Raw genomic sequence first — 16,753 nt, 5'->3', positions numbered from 1 at the left:
TATTGGTCAAGAACCGGTCAGGTGTGCGGCGAGCGTCTCGCTGATCCGGCGCAACTGGTCCACCTGGGTGGGGGTCAGCGCGTCGAACAGGTGCCGGCGTACCCCCTCGACGTGGCCGGGCGCGGCGGCGGCGAGGGTGGCGAATCCCTCGTCGGTGAGGACCGCGATCTGCCCGCGCCGGTCGGTGGGGCATTCCTCGCGGCGGACCCAGCCCTCGGCCTCCAGCCGGGCCACGGCGTGGGAGAGCCGGCTGCGCGAGGAGCCGCTGACCTGGGCCAGTTCGCTCATCCGCAGCCGCCGTTGGGGTGCCTCGGAGAGCCGGACCAGGATCTCGTAGTAGGCGTGCGGCATCCCGGCGTCGCGTTGCAGCTCCCGGTCCAGCGCCTCCATGAGTGCCCGGGACGCGGTCAGGTACGCGCGCCAGGTGCGCTGCTCGTCGGGATCCAGCCAGCGGGTCATGACGCCCATCATACGGCACTTAGTTGAACGTTCAACGAAACCGCGCTAGCGTCGGTGGCATGGGAATCCACCGCCTCAACCACGCCGTGCTCTACGTCAGTGACCTCGCCCGCAGCGTCGACTTCTACCGGGACGTGCTGGGCTTCCGGCCGATCCCGATGACGCCGGACGGTTTCCGGGGCGCCGCCTTCCTCCAGGCGCCCGGTTCCACCAACGACCACGACCTCGGCCTGTTCGAGGTCGGCGCGGGCGCCGGGCGCTCCACCGCCGGCCGCGGCACCGTGGGCCTCTACCACCTGGCCTGGGAGGTCGACACCCTCGACGAGCTGGACGCCACCGCGCAGCGGCTCGCCGCCGCCGGCGCGCTCGTCGGCGCGTCCGACCACGGCACCACCAAGAGCCTCTACGGCCAGGACCCGGACGGGCTGGAGTTCGAGATCGTCTGGCTGGTGCCGGCCGACCGGCTCGACGAGACCGCCCTGGCCGCGCGCAAGCGGATCGGCCGGCTCGACCTGGACGCCGAGCGGCGGCGCTACGGCGGCCAGACCCGGGGCGGCGTGGGCATCTCCGTCCCGGCCTGACCGGACCCGGGCCGACGGCACCGGGGTCTTGCGAGCCGACCGCAGGGCCGACGAGGCCCGCCCGGGGGCCGGGACGCCCCCTGCGGTCGGGGGAGCCGTGCCCGGCCCGGGGCGACGTGCGGTAGAACGGCAGCATGCCGACCGACGCCGTCCTGCGCGAGCTGCTCGTCCGACACCTGGAGACCTGGCTGCCGGGGGCGCTGCACCGCGCCCGCCGGGCCACCCTCGCCCTGGCGTACGCCGGTGGCGACGCCGGCTGCGCGGAGGCCGCGCTGCGGGTGGTCGCCGGACACGCCGACCGGCTGCGGGGCCGGCAACTCACCGTGCTGGTGCTCGCCGACGGCACCGAGGACCTGCCGACCCGGCTCGGCGCCGTGGAGGCGGAACTGCCGGCGGGCGTCGCCGTGCACCTCGTGCCCGGCGGCCCGGCCCGGCTGCCGGTCGCGGTGAAGGCGGCCGGCGCGGCCGGCGCGCCCCTGCTGTCCGTCGTGGACGACGACACCGCCGATCCCGCCGTGCTGACCGCCGCGGCGGCCGGCAAGCCGGCGGACGTGCTGCTCGCCACCGCCGTCGGCACCCCGGCGCGGGCGGCCCTCGCCGACGCCGGGTTCCCGCTGACGAGCGAGGTGGAGTTGGTGACCGCCGACGGCGACCCGGCGCGGCTGTTCGCCTTCGCGACCGGGTCGGACAAGAGCCTGGAGGCGTTCAAGGAGGCGCTCTGGGCGGGCGACGGTGCCTCCGGCGTGCGCTACCGCGACCCGGCGGGCGGGCTGCTCGACGTCGTCGAGGTCCCGGAGGCAGGCCCGCTGCGCGACGAGTTGCTCGCCGAGCTGCGACGCTCGGGCCCGCGTACGGTCACCGAGCTGCGCCGGCACGTCCTCACGGCGACCGTCTACCGGTCGTCCGACGCCGTCCGGGCGCTGACCGGCCTGCTCGACGCGGGGGAGGCGACCCGCGACCCGGAGCACGGCCGGCTCGGCGGCGACGTGGTCATCTCCGCCCACGGCGCCGCGACGGCCCGCTGACCCGACGCCGAGCGGGGTGCCGGTGAATCACCGGCACCCCGCTCGACCTCGGGATCTCACGCCCGGGACTTGTCCTGCTTCCAGGACAGCGGGCCCGGCAGGTCGACGCGGTGCGCCTTGGCCCGCGAGTTCCACGACCAGCGACCGATCTTGATGCTCCAGGACGAGAACCCGTTCTCGGTGAAGTTCAGGATGATCGGGCCGTACTTCTTGCGCTTGCGGAACATCAGACCCATCGCTCAAGCTCCCTTCGAATCCCTTCCCTGCCCTGTCGAAACCGAACATTCCCGAATGGCCGGATCGGGAAACCCGGTCCGGCCGGCGTGGATCGAGCCCTGGGGTCGCCGGCAACCCCTACGCCGACGGGTGACGCGCGGCCCGGCCGCCGGGGTAGGGGTCGGTGACGGTGTCGGCCGACGTCGATGCCGCCATCGATAGGGGCATTGACCGGGGATGCGGTCGGCGGCAGCATGGGGCGATGACGCAGCGGGACGATCTTCTCCACGCGGCTCGCCCGCCCGTCGACGCAGGGCTGCCCCACGTCCGCCCGGCGCCGGTGGCGGCGTGACCACCGTGGAGTGGTCCCGGCCCGACGCGGCCGACCTGCTTCCGGTGGACCGGGACCTGTTCCGGACGCTGCTGCGCCGGCAGGCCGCCACCGTCACCGTGGTCACCACCGCCGCCCCGGACACCGCCGGGCCGACCCGCGCCGACGGTTCCGGCGAGCCCGTGCGGGCCGGCTTCACCGCCACGTCCTTCACCTCGGTGTCGCTGGACCCGCCGCTCGTCTCGTTCTGCCTCGGCACCGCCTCGTCGAGCTGGCCGGTCTTCGCCCGGGCCGAGCACGTCGCCGTGCACCTGCTCGGCGCCCAGCAGCGGGAGGCCGCCCGGGTCTTCGCCACCGGCGGGATCGACCGGTTCGCCGCCTATCCGCACTGGACGCCGGGGCCGTTCGATGTGCCGCTGCTGTCCGGGGTGCTGGCCCGGCTGCTCTGCCGCGTCGCGCACCGGGTGCCGGCCGGCGACCACACGCTCTTCGTGGCCGAGCCGCTCGCGCTCGGCGGCGGCGAGGACGGGGACCCGCTGGTCTACCACCGGGGCGGCTACACCACCACGGGCCCGCCGACGCGGGCGTGACCCGGCCGGGCCCCCGCCGACACGTCGGCCGGCGGCGCCGTCGTGGGGTACACGGGGACGGCGGGCACGCCGGTCGGTGGCGGGGACGGCCCCTTGCGGGGACGGGGCGGACGGCGTCAGGCGGTGGCGCGGTCGGCGACGAGCACGCGGGTGACGCTGCCGTCGTCCTCGGCGATGTCGCGCTCGTGCACGAAGCCGATCCTGCCCAGCAGCGCCAGCGAGGCGTGGTTGGCGTCGGCGACGGTCGCGTACACGCGGGGCAGGCCGAGGGTGTCGAAGCCGTGACGGACCAGGGCCCGGGCCAGCTCCGTGCCGAGGCCCACGCCCCAGGCCGGCTTCGCCAACGCGTAGATGATCTCGTGCCCGTCGACCTGGTCCGTCCGCTTGACCTCGGCGTGCCCGACGTAGCGGCCGTCGCGGCGTACCGCCCAGACGTCGAAGAGGTCCTCGGCGTAGACCTTCGTGAACACCCGCCCGAAGAGGGCGCCGGCCTCCTCGGCGCTCAGCGGTCCGTCGCCCATGAACCGGCCGACCTCCGGGTCGGTGAGCAGGGCGACGAAGTCCTCGGCGTCGTCGGGCCGGTAGGGCTCCAGCAGCAGGCGCGCGGTGCGCAGGACGGGGGTGGGCATCAGCGTGGCTCCCAGGCGTCGGGCAACGCCGTCAACCTACGGACGTGGGCGGGCAGGCGGCCACTGACTATCTCCGCGAGGCTCACCTCGTCGACCACGCGCCGCACCGCGGCCCGCACCGCCACCCACAGCCCCGGCAGGTTCTCCGCCGCGCCCTCGTAGCTGGTCTCCTCCGGGCGCAGCCCGCGGACGCCGGCCAGCGGACCCTCCACGGCGCGCAGCACCGCGCCGACGGTCACCTCGCGCGGCGGCCGGGCCAGCGTGTAGCCGCCCTCGGCGCCGCGCTGCGCCCGCACGACGCCGGCCCGCCGCAGGTCGGCCAGGACGGCCTCCAGGAACTTGCGGGGCATGTCCTGCTCCGCCGCGATGGCCTGGGTGGAGAGCAGCCGGGGGTACGCGGTGGCGAGGCTCAGCGCCGCCCGTACCGCGTAGTCGCCGCGCGCGGAGATCTGCACCCCGCCATCATGCCCCGCGCGGGCGGCCGGTCGCCTCGGCGGGCGGGCGGGGCCGCACGAGCGGCCCGGGCAGCGGCTGCTCGCGGGCCGCACGGAAGGCGCCCGGGCTCACCCCGACCTCGCGGGTGAAGAACCGGCCGAAGTTCGTCGGCTCGGAGAAGCCCAGCCGCCGGCCGATCCGGGCGATCGGCTCGTCGGTGGCCGCCAGCAGCCGGCTCGCCTGGAGGGCCACCCGCTCGTCAACCACCTGCTTGGCGCTGCGCCCGGTCACCGCCAGGCAGGCCCGGGTGAGCGTACGCACCGAGCAGCCCAGCCGATCGGCGTAGTCCTCGACCCGGCGGGTGTGCTGGTAGCCGCGTTCGACCTCCCGGCAGAGCCGGTGGAACGTGGCCGCCTCCGCCCGCGTGGCCCGGGAGGCGCGTTCGGGCAGCAGCGACAGCCGCAGCAGCAGCACGGCGAGCTGGTGGCGGAGCAGGCCGCGCGCCGCCGCCACCCCCCGGTGCCGCTGGCAGTCGACCGCGAGCTGGCTGACCTCGTTGATGACCGCGTCCTCGTCCTCGCCGGCGAGCTGGAACCAGGCCCCGACGGCGTCCGGGTCGACGTCGAGCCCGTGCAGCGCCGCCGGATCCCAGCGCACCACCGTCGCGTCGAGCTGCGGGCCGGCGCAGCGCAGCACCTGCCCGGCACGCACCCGCAGCAGGGTGCCGGGGCGGCAGGGCAGGGCGCGGAAATCCAGCTCGGCCGTGCCGTGTCCGCCCGTGGTCAGCACGAGCAGGTCCCTGTCAAGCAGCACCGGGCGCCGCCAACGCGGCTCGGAGGCGAGGTCACCGAGGGCCACCGTGTCGATCTCGGCGGGGGCGGTCGCCGGGTTGCCGGGCGGAGCGGGGGAGAGCTGACCGGAAGAGACCATCGCCTGCGACCGTAGCCCGGGGCGACGATCAACGCATCCCGGGACGGCCGCCCAGGCCGGGCGGCATGCGGGCACGCTGCGGCTCCCGGTCACCGGCCGGACGGCGCGCCAGGGCCGGCGGGGGTTGTCGAGGTCACCGGGGCCGGGCTACGTTACCGAGCGGTAGCGCCGTCTGGTCGAGGCACGGCCGGAGCCGGTCCGCGCCGGTCGGGCCGCCCCGCCCCGGCGGCCCCGGCCGACTCGCGATGGGATGGGCATGACGGATCTGTTCTCGGTCGAAGGCAAGACGGTCCTGGTCACCGGCGGCTCGCGGGGGATCGGCCTGATGATCGCCCAGGGCTTCGTCCGGGCCGGCGCACACGTGATCATCTCGTCCCGCAAGGCGGAGGTCTGCGAGGCCGTGGCCAAGGAACTCTCCGCCGAGGGGCGCTGCGAGGCCATCCCCGCCGACCTCGGCCACGACGCCGGCGCCGAGGGCCTGGCCGCCGCCGTACGGGAGCGGTTCGACCGGCTCGACGTGCTGGTCAACAACGCGGGTGCCACCTGGGGCGCGCCGCTGGAGTCGTACCCGGAGAGCGCGTTCGACAAGCTCTGGGCCGTCAACGTCAAGGCGGTCTTCCGGCTGACGACCGCACTGCTGCCCGCGCTGCGCGCCTCGGCCAGCGCCGACGACCCGGCCCGCGTGATCAACATCGGCTCCATCGACGGCATCCGGGTGCCGATGATGGAGGTGTACGCGTACTCGGCGACCAAGGCCGCCGTGCACATGCTCACCCGCAGCCTGGCGCACCAGCTCGCCGGCGAGCGGATCACCGTCAACGCGATCGCGCCGGGGCCGTTCGAGAGCAAGATGATGGCGTTCGCGCTGGACGACCCCGCGTCCCGGACCGCCATCGAGGGGCAGGTGCCGCTGGGCCGGATCGGTCGGCCGGAGGACATGGCCGGCACCGCGATCTACCTGTCGTCGCGCGCCGGCGCGTACCTCACCGGTGCGGTGATCCCGGTCGACGGCGGCATCACCACCCACGGCTGAGCACGGCGGGAGGCGGGAGACGGTGCGCGTACCCCCTGGTAGGCCGGAGTGGCCGGTGGTTCAGCGGCCGGCGAGCAGCCGGCTCACCGCGGTGTCGACGTCCAGGTGCTCGGCCTCGCGGCCGCGCGGAACGACGACGTAGGTCCGGCGCAGGAAGCGCACCAGGACGCTGCGCGGCACCTCGAACAGTGCGTTGCCGTCGGGCGACGACAGCGCCAGCGCGACGAAGTCCCCGCGCGGGGTGGCCCAGGGCCAGACCCGCACGTCCCCGATACCGGCCGGCTCGTCGAGACCCGTGACCAGCAGCTCCCGGGCGAACGACCAGCTGACCGCCTCGCCGCCGGCGGATTCGGCGTGGAACAGGACATGGACCGCATACGGATCAGCAGGGTCGTAACGCAGACTGGCACGCACCGGCAAGGCGGTGGCATCAGGTGCGACGAGCCTTAGCGACGTCTCGACCTCTACGGTCGTCGGTCGGATGACACTCATGGACGATCTCCCCCCGGCACCGCTGCGGAACGCGCGTGTCCCGCTTTTCCCATACTCAGGTGCTACTCCTGGCTACGCTCCGCCATACGCTGACTTCACCCAGTGGTGGGAAGGGGGTCGGAAAGGCCGCGTGAATGTGAAGATTCATGTAGGATTTCCGGTTCTGCCCAGTGCGTGATCCCGCCCGGCATCGGGTGGTTCAGTCGTCGACTTACTCCGGTAACGTCCAGTCGGCCGTTGCAGTGACGGGCGCGAGCCACACTGGGGGAGGAAATGGTTACGAAACGATCCTCAGTGGATCCGATGGCAGAGCCGGGCCCGCCGAAAGTCGCGGCCCGGCCAGCCGAAAAGCGGGGGTACGGGGTGCCGATGGAGCAGCACGAGCGGCCCGGCCGGCCGGGAGCCGACCGGGGTGACGCCGGCCGGACGATGCTGGCCGAACGGCGGCAGCGACCGCGCTGGCGGCAGCGGCTGAGCACCACCCTCGAACTGATCCGGGCCAACCCCACCGGACGGGTCGCGCTCAAGATCTTCATCGCCATCGCCGGGGCCCTCGTCGTCACCATCGGCATCGCCCTCATCCCGCTGCCCGGCCCCGGCTGGCTGCTCGTGATCGCCGGCCTCGGCGTCTGGGCCGTCGAGTTCCACTGGGCCCGCCGGCTGCTCGGCTTCACCCGTCGGCACGTGCACAACTGGACGCAGTGGGTGAAGGACCGGTCGCTGGCCGTACGCTTCCTGCTCGGCTCCGTCGGCCTGGTCTTCGTCGGCTCGGTGGTCTGGCTGTCGCTGAAGTACAGCTTCGGCATCGACGTGGTCGCCGAGGCGCTGCACTACCTGGCGACGCACTGACCCGGCGCTCCGCCGGGGCGACCGGCCGCCGCGCGGCACGCGGACCCCGGATTTCCGGTCCGGTCCCTCGATCAGGTAGAGTCATCGGCGCTGAGGGCGATTAGCTCAGCGGGAGAGCGCTTCGTTCACACCGAAGAGGTCACTGGTTCGATCCCAGTATCGCCCACCATCGAAGTAACGCAGAAGAGCCACCCTCGGAAGAGGGTGGCTCTTGCTGATTCCATCGTCAGTCGTCGTTGGGCGTCAGCGGATCGTCAGCGAACGCCTCGCGGATGCGTTGATCCCGCCCGTCGGATCGGTGGGTGTAGAGATTCAGGGTGGTCGACGGTTTCTCGTGGCCCATCACGGCCTGGACGTCGTTGACCGGGACGCCCCGCGACACCAGCTCCGTGGCGTACGAGTGCCGCAGGTCGTGAAAGCGAAGACCGCCCGGCGCCATCTTCGCCACGTGCGCGACCGCCTCCCGCTCGGTGGTGAAATCCGCCGTCCACTCGACGCCTTCGAGGTCGAGCCAGGCCGCACGCCACTTGAAGTGCCCGAGCCGACTCACGTTCCCGAGCAGGCCGGCACGGACCAGCGACGGTCGCCAGACGCGAGCGCGGAACAGCGTCCGGCGTAGCGGACCGGCGGACGAGTTGGTGAAGACCTCACCGCGGGGACCGGCGGGGAAGACGTCGCGGTGGGCCGTCAGCAGCTCGACCGCGAAGTCCGGGACCGGGACGGTACGCCGACCTGCCCGCGACTTCGGATAGGGCTTGCTGGTGACGGTGCCGGCGACCTCGACGGCGACCCGGACGACCTCGACCGTCTTCCTGGTCAGGTCGAGCGATTCCCAGCGGAGCCCGATGCACTCGCCCCAACGCAGCCCGGTACCGCCGGCAAGCGCGACCAGGGCGCGGTACCGGTCAGGCACGGCCGGCAGGAGTCTGGCGACCAGATCAGCGCGGGACAGGACCAGTCCGTCCGTGTCCTTCCTACGGCGCGCTGGCACCTTGACGCCCTCACACGGGTTGGTGCCGATGAGCCGATCACGGACGGCGGAACGAAGGACAGCCGAGAGCAGGCGGAAGCACTCCGCCACGGTGGCGGGCGAGCGTCGTGCACTGAGCTCCGTCACTCAGGTCTGTACGGCAAGGTGATCGATCCGGTGCAGCGGCACGTCGGACCAGCGCGGGAGTACGTGCGTTCGCAGGATCGAGGCATCCCGGGCCTTCGTGGTGAGTTCGTCGTTACGTGACTCCCGCCACCGTTCCGCGTATTTCCCGAACGGCAGCCGACCGGCGTGAGGATCGACGTACCCACCCCGCGCGATGGCGGTTTCCGTCTCGGCGAGAAAGGAAGCCGCCTGACGCCTGGTCGGAAAAGTCTTGGCCTTTTGCCGGCCGCTCGCGTCCCGCCAGTTGGCCCGGAAAGTGCCCGCAGGCGTCTTGATGATGTGTCCCATTAGGCCCAGCCCTCCGGTTCGTCGGTCGGCTGCTCGGTGCATTCGTCGAGCCAGGCGTGGAATCGCTTCTTGGGGATGACCCAGCGTCCGCCGAGCTTGCGGGCGGGTATCTCGCCCTCGCGGACCAGGGCGTAGGTGCTGCCGAGGGAGAGGGAGAGCAGCCGGGCGACCTCGCGGACGGAGTAGACGGCCCGGCTGTCGGCCATGCGGAGCAGGCGGCCGGGGGTGTCGGGGGCACAAGGGCCCCCAAATACCTACAGATCGCAGCAGAGCTGCGGCGGAGTATCCGCGACGGGCAGATGAAGGCCGGAGAACGGCTGCCAGCCGAGACGGCGTTGGCCGAACGCTTCAAGGTCAGCCCGATTACCCTGCGCAACGCCATCAGCGTGCTCCGCGCAGAAGGGCTGATCGAGTCCCGTCACGGCGTGGGGACTTTCGTCCGTGAAAGCCGCCGCCTTCAAAGGCGCTCACGGCACCGCTACGGCCGAGCGAGGAACGATCAGAAGCTACTGACGGCGCACTTGCGCCACGACATCGTGTTCGCGGGACGGGCGCCGGTGACAGGCGAGATCGCCACGGCTATGGACCTACCAGCGGGCACAGAGGTAGTGGTCCGGCGCCGGCACCTCTACAACCGTGAGACGGGCAAGCCCGAAGAAATCGGGGCGAGCTACATCCTGACCGACATCGGCGGTGGGACCTACCTCGAAGAGCCCACCGTGGTGCCGAAAGCCCTGTTCCTGTGTATCGAAGAGCTGAGCGGCAAGCGGTACGCCACCGCTCGCGATCACTGGCTCTCTCGTCTTCCCACCGCCGAGGAAGCCTCAGCGCTGGAACTGCCGACAGGCGCACCGGTCATGCAGGTCATCCACGTGGCCCGCGCCGAGGACGGAACCGTGCTGGAGGTATCCGAATCGGTCTGGCCGGCAGACCGCATCGTCGTCATCGACGAGTACCCGGTAGAGCCGGAGCCCTCCGAACCCGACACGCCCTCCGAAGTCTGAGGTAGCCCATGTCGCTCGTTGACCTCCCTCCCGGCACGCACGCCGCCCACGTTCGCAACCATTGGTGATGGCGTCCCGGATGGCATGTCGGGAGGCGCTTCTACGCCTTCCACATCACCTTCGACAACCAACCCACCCTCTACGACCTGGCGACCGCATATCGAACGACCCTGGCAGAGAAGCCGAGCCTGACCCTCATTCCGGACCGGTGGCTACACCTCACGATGCAGGGCGTTGGTTTCGCCGATGAACTCGCACCCGACGTGGTCGGCAGGATCGCCGCGGAGGCCCGGTCCATACTCGCGAGCGTTCCGGCCTTCGATGTGGAGTTCGGACCGATCGTCGTGGCAGACGAAGCGATTGTCATGCCTGCCGAGCCAGCGGAACCGATTCGCGAGCTACGCCGCCTGACTCGCCAGGCCCTCAGTCGGGTTCTCGGTGAGGACCAGGTCGCCGAGGACGCGGACCGGTTTCGCCCTCACGTCAGCGTCGCCTACATCACTGCGGATGGATCGGCGGTGCCGTACGTCGACGCCGTGAGTCGCGCAGAGGTCGGGACCGCACGGTTGACGATCAACCACGTCGACCTCATCGAGATGCACCGCGATCAGCAGATGTACGAGTGGCGAACCGTGCAGGCGCTTCCGTTGAAGTGACCAGGGCAAGAGGTGGCGCAGGGTGAGGGCGGCTTCGAGAGGAGCCGCCCTCGGCTTGTTCAGCGGGGGAGAAGGGGAAGGGCAAGGCGAGCCGAGGTTGAGGCACGAGCACGAACGCGGCGTCATTGGTTGGGGAGGTGCCGGGGGAGTGGCTGGCCGGATTGCGAGCGGGGGCAGCTCGGTCAGGGGCCAGACTTGGTGCGGTGCCGGGTTGCGTAGCCGCTGCGGGTGGAAGTGCAGGGCGGTGGGTGGTGTCGTGTTGGCCTTGGTCGGCTCGGAGCTGCCTGTGATCTGTTGCCGAATTGGCCTGTACTAGATCAAGGCGCTCCGCGCGGCGCGGGCCGGGGCGCGGCAACCGGCTCCTACGGAGCCGCCGCCCCGGCCGCCTACGGCGCCGGGGCGGAAAGTCAGCCGGCCCGCAAACCACGCCCCGCCCCGCGCGTCACGCCTGGGTCCGTGAAGGGACCCGGTGACGAGTCCCGGGACTGACCGGGACCATGCGACAGCCTCTACCTTCCGTGGCTTCCAGCCCTGGTGACGTTTCACCGCGGACCGGTCGACGGTCGCCCGGTCGAGTTGCCGAACGGAATCCGTCAGGCCGCTCACGGGTCCGAGGTGGGGAAGGGGTGTAGGTAGGGGAGGGGGCGGAGGGTGGGGGCGGGGTTGGGGTTAGAGCTGCCTCCGGCGGGGGCGCAACGACTCCAGGATGGAGTTGCCGAACGGTTGCGGTCATGGGTGGTTGGGGTGGGATGCCATCCCGCCAGCCACCGACCCAGGCAAGCCGAGCAGACCAGGGCCAGGGCGACAAGGTCGTACGTCCGGTAGGGCGCTCCACCTTGTCACCCTGGCCCTGGCCCGCTCCACGGTGTGTGGGTCGGCGGCAGACAGTGAGGATGGTGGGGTGGGTCGCCGGGTTGGTCTGACTCACCGGCAGACCGACGGTTGCTGTCCTGATCCCGATTCGTCGGCCGGCTCGGTGGCCCCGACATCTGCATGTCACCGGCCAGGCGTCGTGACTTGATAGGAGCCTGTGCGAGAGGCGCCCACCACTGTGTTGTCCGCATCGCCTGACCGGTGACGTGTCCACGTGTTCTCGACGCGACCGAGAAAGGCGGACCTCACCAGCATGGCAGCGAAGAAGCGAGCGGTCATCGGCGGTGTTGACACGCACCGCGACACCCACCACGCGGCAGCCATCGACAGCACGGGCGGGCTCCTGGGCGACGCCGAGTTCGCGGCGACCGCCGCCGGCTATGCCGACCTATTGGCCTGGATGCGCTCGTTCGGCCGGCTGATCGCCGTCGGCATCGAGGGAACCGGCAGCTACGGCGCCGGCCTGGCCCGCCACCTGACCAGCCAAAAGATCACCGTTGTCGAGGTCGACCGCCCGGATCGCAGGACCCGCCGGAGCAAGGGCAAGTCCGACCCGATCGACGCCATCGCCGCCGCCAGGGCCACCCTCGCGGGCACCGCCATGGGCACGCCCAAGACCCGCAGCGGACCTGTCGAAGCCATCCGCGCCCTGCGAGTAGCCCGCCAAGGTGCAGTCAAGGCCCGCACAGCGGCGATCAACCAGATGCGCGGCCTGGTCGCCGCCGCACCGGAAGTTCTGCGGGCGAAGCTGACCAAGCTCAGCGCAGCCGTCCTGGTCACACGCTGCACCGCCCTCACCATCGACCCGACCCGCCTCAACGACCCGGAACACGCCACCGCTGCTGCACTGGCCGGACTCGCCCGACGGGTCGTCGCACTTACCGAGGAGATCACCACCCTCGACCGGCAGCTGGCACCCCTGGTCCGCCAAGCCGCACCACACACCAGCGCCCTGTACGGCGTCGGCACCGACGTCGCCGCCCAACTGCTCACCACCGCCGGCGACAACCCCGACCGGCTGCGCTCCGAAGCAGCCCTGGCCCACCTCTGCGGCGCAGCACCCATCCCCGCCAGCTCCGGACGGGTGCGCCGCCACCGCCTGCACCGAGGAGGCGACCGCGGCGCCAACCACGCCCTACACACCATCGCGCTCTGCCGCCTGCGCTACGACGAACGCACCCGCGCCTACCAGCAACGACGCATCACCGAAGGCCTTAGCAAGCAAGAAATCCTCCGCTGCCTCAAGCGCTACATCGTCCGCGACGTCTACACCGCCCTACGCGCAGACTTCGCCGCCCTCACCCCTTGACCTCCATAGGAGCATCGGGATGGCAGAACCTAGCTGAGGTGCAGTTATGAAGCGGGCGCGCGGTAGGTCACGGCGATACGAGGCGGAGTTTCTCGCTCGGATGAATCAGTTGAAGTGATAGCACAGAGACTCGGTGCTCAATCCAGCCCTCTATAAACTCTTCTACTCTCGGTTGCAGCTTGAGTCGCTTTAGAGCAGAACGGGCATAGTCACGATCGCGGGCCAGCCCCACGGATCGCGCCCGCAAGAGCTTCATGTAGAACGACGAGTTGAGGGAAAGCCAGTCATCTTCAGTGCTGTCAGGCGCATCGCTATAAATCTCTACCATCGGCAACGCCCCGAGAATAGCCAGCCCTCGACATTCTTCCGGAATCGCAACCAGACCGCTTTCCTCCATCGAGGAAAGCGCAATACTGTCGGTCCGCTTCGAGTTCTTGATAATTGTTGACGGCGGAAGTAGCAATGTGCGTTCACGCAAAGAATTTCGGCTTGGAGTAGCGGAGTAAACCACAGTCTCCCAGGGGTTTGGCGTGGAGATGAGCGTGTTCTCCATCTGTTTCGCCAGTCGTCTGGTCGAAGAATTCAGCTCATCTTGTAGTCCGAGCTCGATAACTTTCTCAAGGGGGGATGAGGTAATCCTCGAAAAAAAGAGCGGTCGTCCAAGGAAGTGACGAGCCGTCAGCTTCTCTACATCGGGCGGACAGACTGCGTCAAAGAGTTGGTGCCACGGCAAAGAGGCTCCTATTGCCTCTTTGCCGGAGAGTTCAGGGATGGTCACATCGCTGAAAGGATGGCCCGGCAAGAGGCTCGCTATTAGTAGGCTTGCGGCGTTTTCGTACCAAGGAGATGTTTTAGACAAAGACAGCATCTCTTCGATAGCGAGGCGACATGCTTTCTCGCGATATTCGTGTCGATTCATGAGGAGCATAATTAATGCATCATCTCCCCCGAACATGGAGCCGAGGTAGATGGGCTGGGTGATGACCGGGCAGCGCTCTTGAACCGTGCGAGCGCTCGCCATTTGGACTGTGCTGTTGACAAGCCTTCGGAAAGTCGCAGGTGAGGGATGGATCGCGCTCAGGGAGTTTACGCAGAATGCTAGATACTGGCCTCGCTCATATTCATGTTCGCTGGGCAAGGTGTCGAGAATTAGCTCAAGAAACAAGTTGGCCTGGTCCTCGACTGTTCGATCGAGGATCTGCATGGAAAGATGGGCCACCTCTCGCCAGGAACTGTCCAGGATCTTATCTCCTATTAAGCTCCAGATCATACGTGCATCTGGCGCGTGGCGCACTATTCTGCTAGCGGCGAAATATTCAAGGAAGGTGCGATGAGTGAACCCATATAAGGGCTCGGCGAGGCTAGAACCGACTTCCGATAGCGCCCAGGCTCGGCCCGCACAGAAGTCGACGAAATCAGTCGCCGCCTGGGTGGCCTCATCCTCGTCCTCGTATCGTTTGCTCTTGAGGTAGTCGGTCAGGAACCGAAGAATTTCAGAGCGCGGAAGAGCCACGCGGCTTTTTTGATCAGTTAGAAGTAGCCAAGCGAGCTGCTGGACAGCGGGCCGAATGTCTGCGGCGAAGCGGAGCGGTACGTGGACGCCTCTAGAACGATCCCAGCGTTCAAAGAGCATCTCGGCACACTTCTCGTAAACTTCGGGGCGATTTCTAGGTAGATATTGCGTTGACGCGTACATGCCGCACAATAGCGAAAGCAGGAGAGGGTTGGTGCGCAGGTCGGGGACGGTTGTCTGGCTTTCTTGCACGAACGCTTTCGACATTTCGCTCGCACTCAGTTGATAAGCTCCCGATCCCGCCTGAAACCATTTATTGGAGTAGCTAATTACCTGGTTCTCGCTAAAAGGGGCGACACGGTAAATCGGGAACGCCTCTTCATTTAGCGGTGCGTCGAAGTAGCCAACTTGGCGGGAAGTAACCATGATTTGAGTTAGAGGGTACCGTACTGCGAATCCTTCGACGAGATCGGCGAGCCGGGCGCGTAAAGATGGCTCGCCCAACTCGTCCACGCCGTCGATGATTAACACGGCGCGCCCCCCGAGTAGCGCATGCTCTATCTGTTCCGTGCTAGGGAATATATGGTGCGGCCGGTTGCAGCTTGCCTTAATGCAGTCGATGAGGGTGGCATCTGCGGAACCCTTCAACTTCTCGGTATGATCGCGAAGCTGGACAAGGAATGGCACGCGGTTCACCAAGCTGGGTATCTTGTTGGTCGCGATGTCGAAAGCAAGCTTGTTTGCCGATGTGGATTTGCCCGCGCCTGGATCGCCGAGTAACACGAATCTGAGCTTGGTTGAAATTAGCTTGGATACCGTGGTTCGAGCCTGATCCTGGGACGCCTTCTGATTCTCTCTGAGCTGGAATCTGTAAATGTCTGGCTGGACGAATATTCGACTGTATGAAACAGCACGGTTAAGTCCGGCGTGTGGCAACTTCATCGTTGCATATGCCGCTTTCGCCTGTCCTCTAAGTGCAGTACAGAAATCCTCGAAGGCGGCAGTCTCTTTGGTTCTAGATAGGATGTCGCAGTTGCGCGACGAAGCTGCGACAAGTTGGGCTGTAGTTGCCAGAAGAGCAGGAGAGGCGTGCCCTCCGACGGGAGTCCTTAATGTTGCCTGCACCATGTTTGCGGAAGCCAGCAGGATGTTGAATGTCACTTCCGTGATTTCAAAGAGCCGTTCCGATTCCTCATTGATGTGCCGGGCAAGCCCTAGTCGCAACTCTTCCCTTACTTGAGATAATTCCGGCTCCTTCGATCCGTTGTAAACGGACACCGTTAGAGTCAAAGCTATTCTTTCAAATTCCGGAGACTCGAAGAAGCTTAACAGCGGCTTTGCATTCTTGCTGCCGATTTCATTCATCAGGATGTCGGCGTTGTGTGCAGCAAGGAGGGGCTTGACCTCATCCGCCAATTTCTTGCGACGCTGCTTCTCGGCAATTGTTGGCACGATGAAACGTGTTGCGCTGACAACTGCACGTGCGATCCCTGCTTCTACGCCAGTTGTCACTATTTTGTCCCCGAAACTCGTAGGGTCGAATCGTCTTTGATGTGGTTGTCGGAGACGTCAGGAAACCAGCATTCGTTCGCGATGGGCGTCGCCAGCGGAATCGGAAACTTGATTCGGGCCTGCATGCTGCAATTCATGGTAGGTGAGCATGGCATCAGTCATCGACATCCTCAATGCCTTAGCATGGATACTCAAGGATGCAGGGTGTCGGGTATCGGACTTCCTGGCGGCTTGATGGTTGAGCGGCACCTATGCGCTGGTGGGGCGGACTGGTGATTGGCCGATCGGAGCCTCGCTTGGATGTGCGACCATCCGTATGGGCTAAGCCGGCCGACGTACCCCGTCGGAGACCGGCGGGACACGACATGGCGAGTAGGACAGCACCAGTCACCGACCGTTTGGTTGATGCGAGTCTTGATCTCCTGGGGGCAGAGGCAGCATGAAGGCATCGAAACGGCCGCAGCTGACAACCTACGGTGCGCCGCGCCGGCGTTCGGGACGAAGCGACCCCGTGGCGCTCTGACCCCAGCCGGCCGCAAGATGAGCACGATCGGCCAAGCCGCCTGGCTAGCAGGGATGAGGCTAGGGCGGTTGAGCTCGGTCGAGAGGGAGCACTCTTAATCCGCTGGTTCCCGGGCCGGCTCTGACCTGCTGGCGGCGCGACCGCCGGTACTGGCCAGGGCCGGCCGGACGCCGGGGGTGTCTGGGCGCCACGTCAGCGAGAAGTCAGCAAGAGGTCCGGCGCTAACCGTCGCTAGGGAACATCCGACGGTGGCGGGGGCGCAAGCAACGGCACTAGGGCGCGTTTCGTAAGTGGGTGTTGGTCGGGTGGGGTCACGGCGTGGCGGTGATCGATAACTGAAGAGGTCTCC

General features: G+C 68.2%; 18 protein-coding genes and 1 tRNA gene. 9 read left to right on the top strand and 10 right to left on the bottom strand.

Features of this window, described 5'->3' with window-relative positions; translation table 11 throughout:
* Positions 1 to 6 precede the first annotated feature (6 nt).
* Entirely contained in the window at positions 7 to 468 is a 462-nt protein-coding gene (locus tag AC5L34_RS28560; protein ID WP_357662927.1) for a MarR family winged helix-turn-helix transcriptional regulator, read from the bottom strand.
* 50 nt (positions 469 to 518) lie between these two features.
* Here AC5L34_RS28560 and AC5L34_RS28555 point away from each other — a divergent pair, with 50 nt between their 5' ends.
* On the top strand, positions 519 to 1,040 hold the full coding sequence (locus tag AC5L34_RS28555) for a VOC family protein (RefSeq protein WP_441178081.1): 522 nt from the start codon (positions 519 to 521) through the stop codon (positions 1,038 to 1,040).
* A 134-nt stretch (positions 1,041 to 1,174) separates the two neighbouring features.
* Positions 1,175 to 2,065, top strand: a complete 891-nt coding sequence (locus AC5L34_RS28550) for a hypothetical protein (protein ID WP_441178082.1) — start codon at positions 1,175 to 1,177, stop codon at positions 2,063 to 2,065.
* 56 nt (positions 2,066 to 2,121) lie between these two features.
* Here the strand turns inward: AC5L34_RS28550 and AC5L34_RS28545 are convergent, their stop codons facing one another.
* Positions 2,122 to 2,301 carry a DUF4236 domain-containing protein gene (locus AC5L34_RS28545; RefSeq protein WP_007075522.1) on the bottom strand — a complete coding sequence of 60 codons (180 nt, stop codon included), beginning with the start codon at positions 2,299 to 2,301 and terminating at the stop codon, positions 2,122 to 2,124.
* Positions 2,302 to 2,629: 328 nt separating this feature from the next.
* Between AC5L34_RS28545 and AC5L34_RS28540 the strand changes: the two genes are divergently transcribed.
* Positions 2,630 to 3,202 carry a flavin reductase family protein gene (locus AC5L34_RS28540; protein WP_441178083.1) on the top strand — a complete coding sequence of 191 codons (573 nt, stop codon included), beginning with the start codon at positions 2,630 to 2,632 and terminating at the stop codon, positions 3,200 to 3,202.
* Positions 3,203 to 3,318: 116 nt separating this feature from the next.
* Here AC5L34_RS28540 and AC5L34_RS28535 read toward each other — a convergent pair whose 3' ends face one another.
* Genes AC5L34_RS28535 through AC5L34_RS28525 form a run of 3 tightly spaced genes read right to left on the bottom strand, consistent with a single transcriptional unit; the run spans position 3,319 to position 5,196 of the window.
* Positions 3,319 to 3,831: a GNAT family N-acetyltransferase gene (locus tag AC5L34_RS28535; protein WP_441178084.1), complete on the bottom strand. Its 513-nt coding sequence runs from the start codon at positions 3,829 to 3,831 to the stop codon at positions 3,319 to 3,321.
* Positions 3,831 to 4,286 (bottom strand): RrF2 family transcriptional regulator, encoded by a 456-nt coding sequence (locus AC5L34_RS28530; RefSeq protein WP_089001265.1) that lies wholly within the window; start codon positions 4,284 to 4,286, stop codon positions 3,831 to 3,833. Before AC5L34_RS28530 ends, AC5L34_RS28535 begins: the two co-directional genes overlap by 1 nt.
* A gap of 7 nt (positions 4,287 to 4,293) precedes the next feature.
* On the bottom strand, positions 4,294 to 5,196 hold the full coding sequence (locus tag AC5L34_RS28525; protein WP_441178085.1) for a helix-turn-helix transcriptional regulator: 903 nt from the start codon (positions 5,194 to 5,196) through the stop codon (positions 4,294 to 4,296).
* A gap of 256 nt (positions 5,197 to 5,452) precedes the next feature.
* Between AC5L34_RS28525 and AC5L34_RS28520 the strand changes: the two genes are divergently transcribed.
* Positions 5,453 to 6,229, top strand: coding sequence for a glucose 1-dehydrogenase (locus tag AC5L34_RS28520; protein WP_494827771.1), 777 nt, complete (start codon positions 5,453 to 5,455; stop codon positions 6,227 to 6,229).
* Positions 6,230 to 6,289: 60 nt separating this feature from the next.
* Here AC5L34_RS28520 and AC5L34_RS28515 read toward each other — a convergent pair whose 3' ends face one another.
* Complete coding sequence (locus AC5L34_RS28515; protein ID WP_067311359.1) at positions 6,290 to 6,721, bottom strand: SsgA family sporulation/cell division regulator; 432 nt, start codon at positions 6,719 to 6,721, stop codon at positions 6,290 to 6,292.
* A gap of 303 nt (positions 6,722 to 7,024) precedes the next feature.
* On the opposite strand from AC5L34_RS28515, the gene AC5L34_RS28510 reads away from it, so the two are divergent.
* Positions 7,025 to 7,570: a TIGR02611 family protein gene (locus AC5L34_RS28510; RefSeq protein WP_441178096.1), complete on the top strand. Its 546-nt coding sequence runs from the start codon at positions 7,025 to 7,027 to the stop codon at positions 7,568 to 7,570.
* 94 nt (positions 7,571 to 7,664) lie between these two features.
* Positions 7,665 to 7,739: transfer RNA gene (locus tag AC5L34_RS28505), tRNA-Val, on the top strand.
* Positions 7,740 to 7,796: 57 nt separating this feature from the next.
* On the opposite strand, the gene AC5L34_RS28500 is transcribed toward AC5L34_RS28505, so the two are convergent.
* The 3 genes from AC5L34_RS28500 to AC5L34_RS28490 all read right to left on the bottom strand — a co-directional run bounded on the left by AC5L34_RS28500 (position 7,797) and on the right by AC5L34_RS28490 (position 9,220).
* Entirely contained in the window at positions 7,797 to 8,561 is a 765-nt protein-coding gene (locus AC5L34_RS28500) for a tyrosine-type recombinase/integrase (RefSeq protein ID WP_494827768.1), read from the bottom strand.
* Between the two features lie 126 nt (positions 8,562 to 8,687).
* The gene (locus tag AC5L34_RS28495; RefSeq protein ID WP_494827766.1) at positions 8,688 to 9,014 is read right to left on the bottom strand and encodes a hypothetical protein; all 327 of its coding nucleotides are present in this window, start codon (positions 9,012 to 9,014) and stop codon (positions 8,688 to 8,690) included.
* On the bottom strand, positions 9,014 to 9,220 hold the full coding sequence (locus tag AC5L34_RS28490) for a helix-turn-helix domain-containing protein (protein ID WP_151457602.1): 207 nt from the start codon (positions 9,218 to 9,220) through the stop codon (positions 9,014 to 9,016). Before AC5L34_RS28490 ends, AC5L34_RS28495 begins: the two co-directional genes overlap by 1 nt.
* A 54-nt stretch (positions 9,221 to 9,274) precedes the next feature.
* Here AC5L34_RS28490 and AC5L34_RS28485 point away from each other — a divergent pair, with 54 nt between their 5' ends.
* From AC5L34_RS28485 to AC5L34_RS28475, 3 genes are all read left to right on the top strand, one after another.
* A complete protein-coding gene (locus AC5L34_RS28485) occupies positions 9,275 to 10,018 on the top strand; it encodes a GntR family transcriptional regulator (RefSeq protein WP_494827787.1) in 744 nt (247 codons plus the stop codon).
* Positions 10,019 to 10,131: 113 nt separating this feature from the next.
* Entirely contained in the window at positions 10,132 to 10,674 is a 543-nt protein-coding gene (locus AC5L34_RS28480; RefSeq protein ID WP_494827785.1) for a 2'-5' RNA ligase family protein, read from the top strand.
* A 1,126-nt stretch (positions 10,675 to 11,800) separates the two neighbouring features.
* Positions 11,801 to 12,856, top strand: coding sequence for an IS110 family RNA-guided transposase (locus AC5L34_RS28475; protein WP_494827764.1), 1,056 nt, complete (start codon positions 11,801 to 11,803; stop codon positions 12,854 to 12,856).
* Between the two features lie 67 nt (positions 12,857 to 12,923).
* On the opposite strand, the gene AC5L34_RS28470 is transcribed toward AC5L34_RS28475, so the two are convergent.
* The gene (locus AC5L34_RS28470) at positions 12,924 to 15,881 is read right to left on the bottom strand and encodes an NACHT domain-containing protein (RefSeq protein WP_494827762.1); all 2,958 of its coding nucleotides are present in this window, start codon (positions 15,879 to 15,881) and stop codon (positions 12,924 to 12,926) included.
* Positions 15,882 to 16,753: the final 872 nt, after the last annotated feature.

This window comes from Micromonospora sp. ZG13, assembly GCF_059359355.1.
This window is presented reverse-complemented; position numbering and strand designations above follow the sequence as displayed.

What these genes read in the sequence shown, in the direction of transcription:
- AC5L34_RS28545 (WP_007075522.1), bottom strand. Translation starts at nt 2,301, where the DNA reads ATGGGTCTGATGTTCCGCAAGCGCAAGAAGTACGGCCCGATCATCCTG.
- AC5L34_RS28525 (WP_441178085.1), bottom strand. Translation starts at nt 5,196, where the DNA reads ATGGTCTCTTCCGGTCAGCTCTCCCCCGCTCCGCCCGGCAACCCGGCG.
- AC5L34_RS28550 (WP_441178082.1), top strand. Translation starts at nt 1,175, where the DNA reads ATGCCGACCGACGCCGTCCTGCGCGAGCTGCTCGTCCGACACCTGGAG.
- AC5L34_RS28560 (WP_357662927.1), bottom strand. Translation starts at nt 468, where the DNA reads ATGGGCGTCATGACCCGCTGGCTGGATCCCGACGAGCAGCGCACCTGG.
- AC5L34_RS28510 (WP_441178096.1), top strand. Translation starts at nt 7,025, where the DNA reads ATGGCAGAGCCGGGCCCGCCGAAAGTCGCGGCCCGGCCAGCCGAAAAG.
- AC5L34_RS28520 (WP_494827771.1), top strand. Translation starts at nt 5,453, where the DNA reads ATGACGGATCTGTTCTCGGTCGAAGGCAAGACGGTCCTGGTCACCGGC.
- AC5L34_RS28535 (WP_441178084.1), bottom strand. Translation starts at nt 3,831, where the DNA reads ATGCCCACCCCCGTCCTGCGCACCGCGCGCCTGCTGCTGGAGCCCTAC.
- AC5L34_RS28475 (WP_494827764.1), top strand. Translation starts at nt 11,801, where the DNA reads ATGGCAGCGAAGAAGCGAGCGGTCATCGGCGGTGTTGACACGCACCGC.
- AC5L34_RS28515 (WP_067311359.1), bottom strand. Translation starts at nt 6,721, where the DNA reads ATGAGTGTCATCCGACCGACGACCGTAGAGGTCGAGACGTCGCTAAGG.
- AC5L34_RS28495 (WP_494827766.1), bottom strand. Translation starts at nt 9,014, where the DNA reads ATGGGACACATCATCAAGACGCCTGCGGGCACTTTCCGGGCCAACTGG.
- AC5L34_RS28490 (WP_151457602.1), bottom strand. Translation starts at nt 9,220, where the DNA reads ATGGCCGACAGCCGGGCCGTCTACTCCGTCCGCGAGGTCGCCCGGCTG.
- AC5L34_RS28555 (WP_441178081.1), top strand. Translation starts at nt 519, where the DNA reads ATGGGAATCCACCGCCTCAACCACGCCGTGCTCTACGTCAGTGACCTC.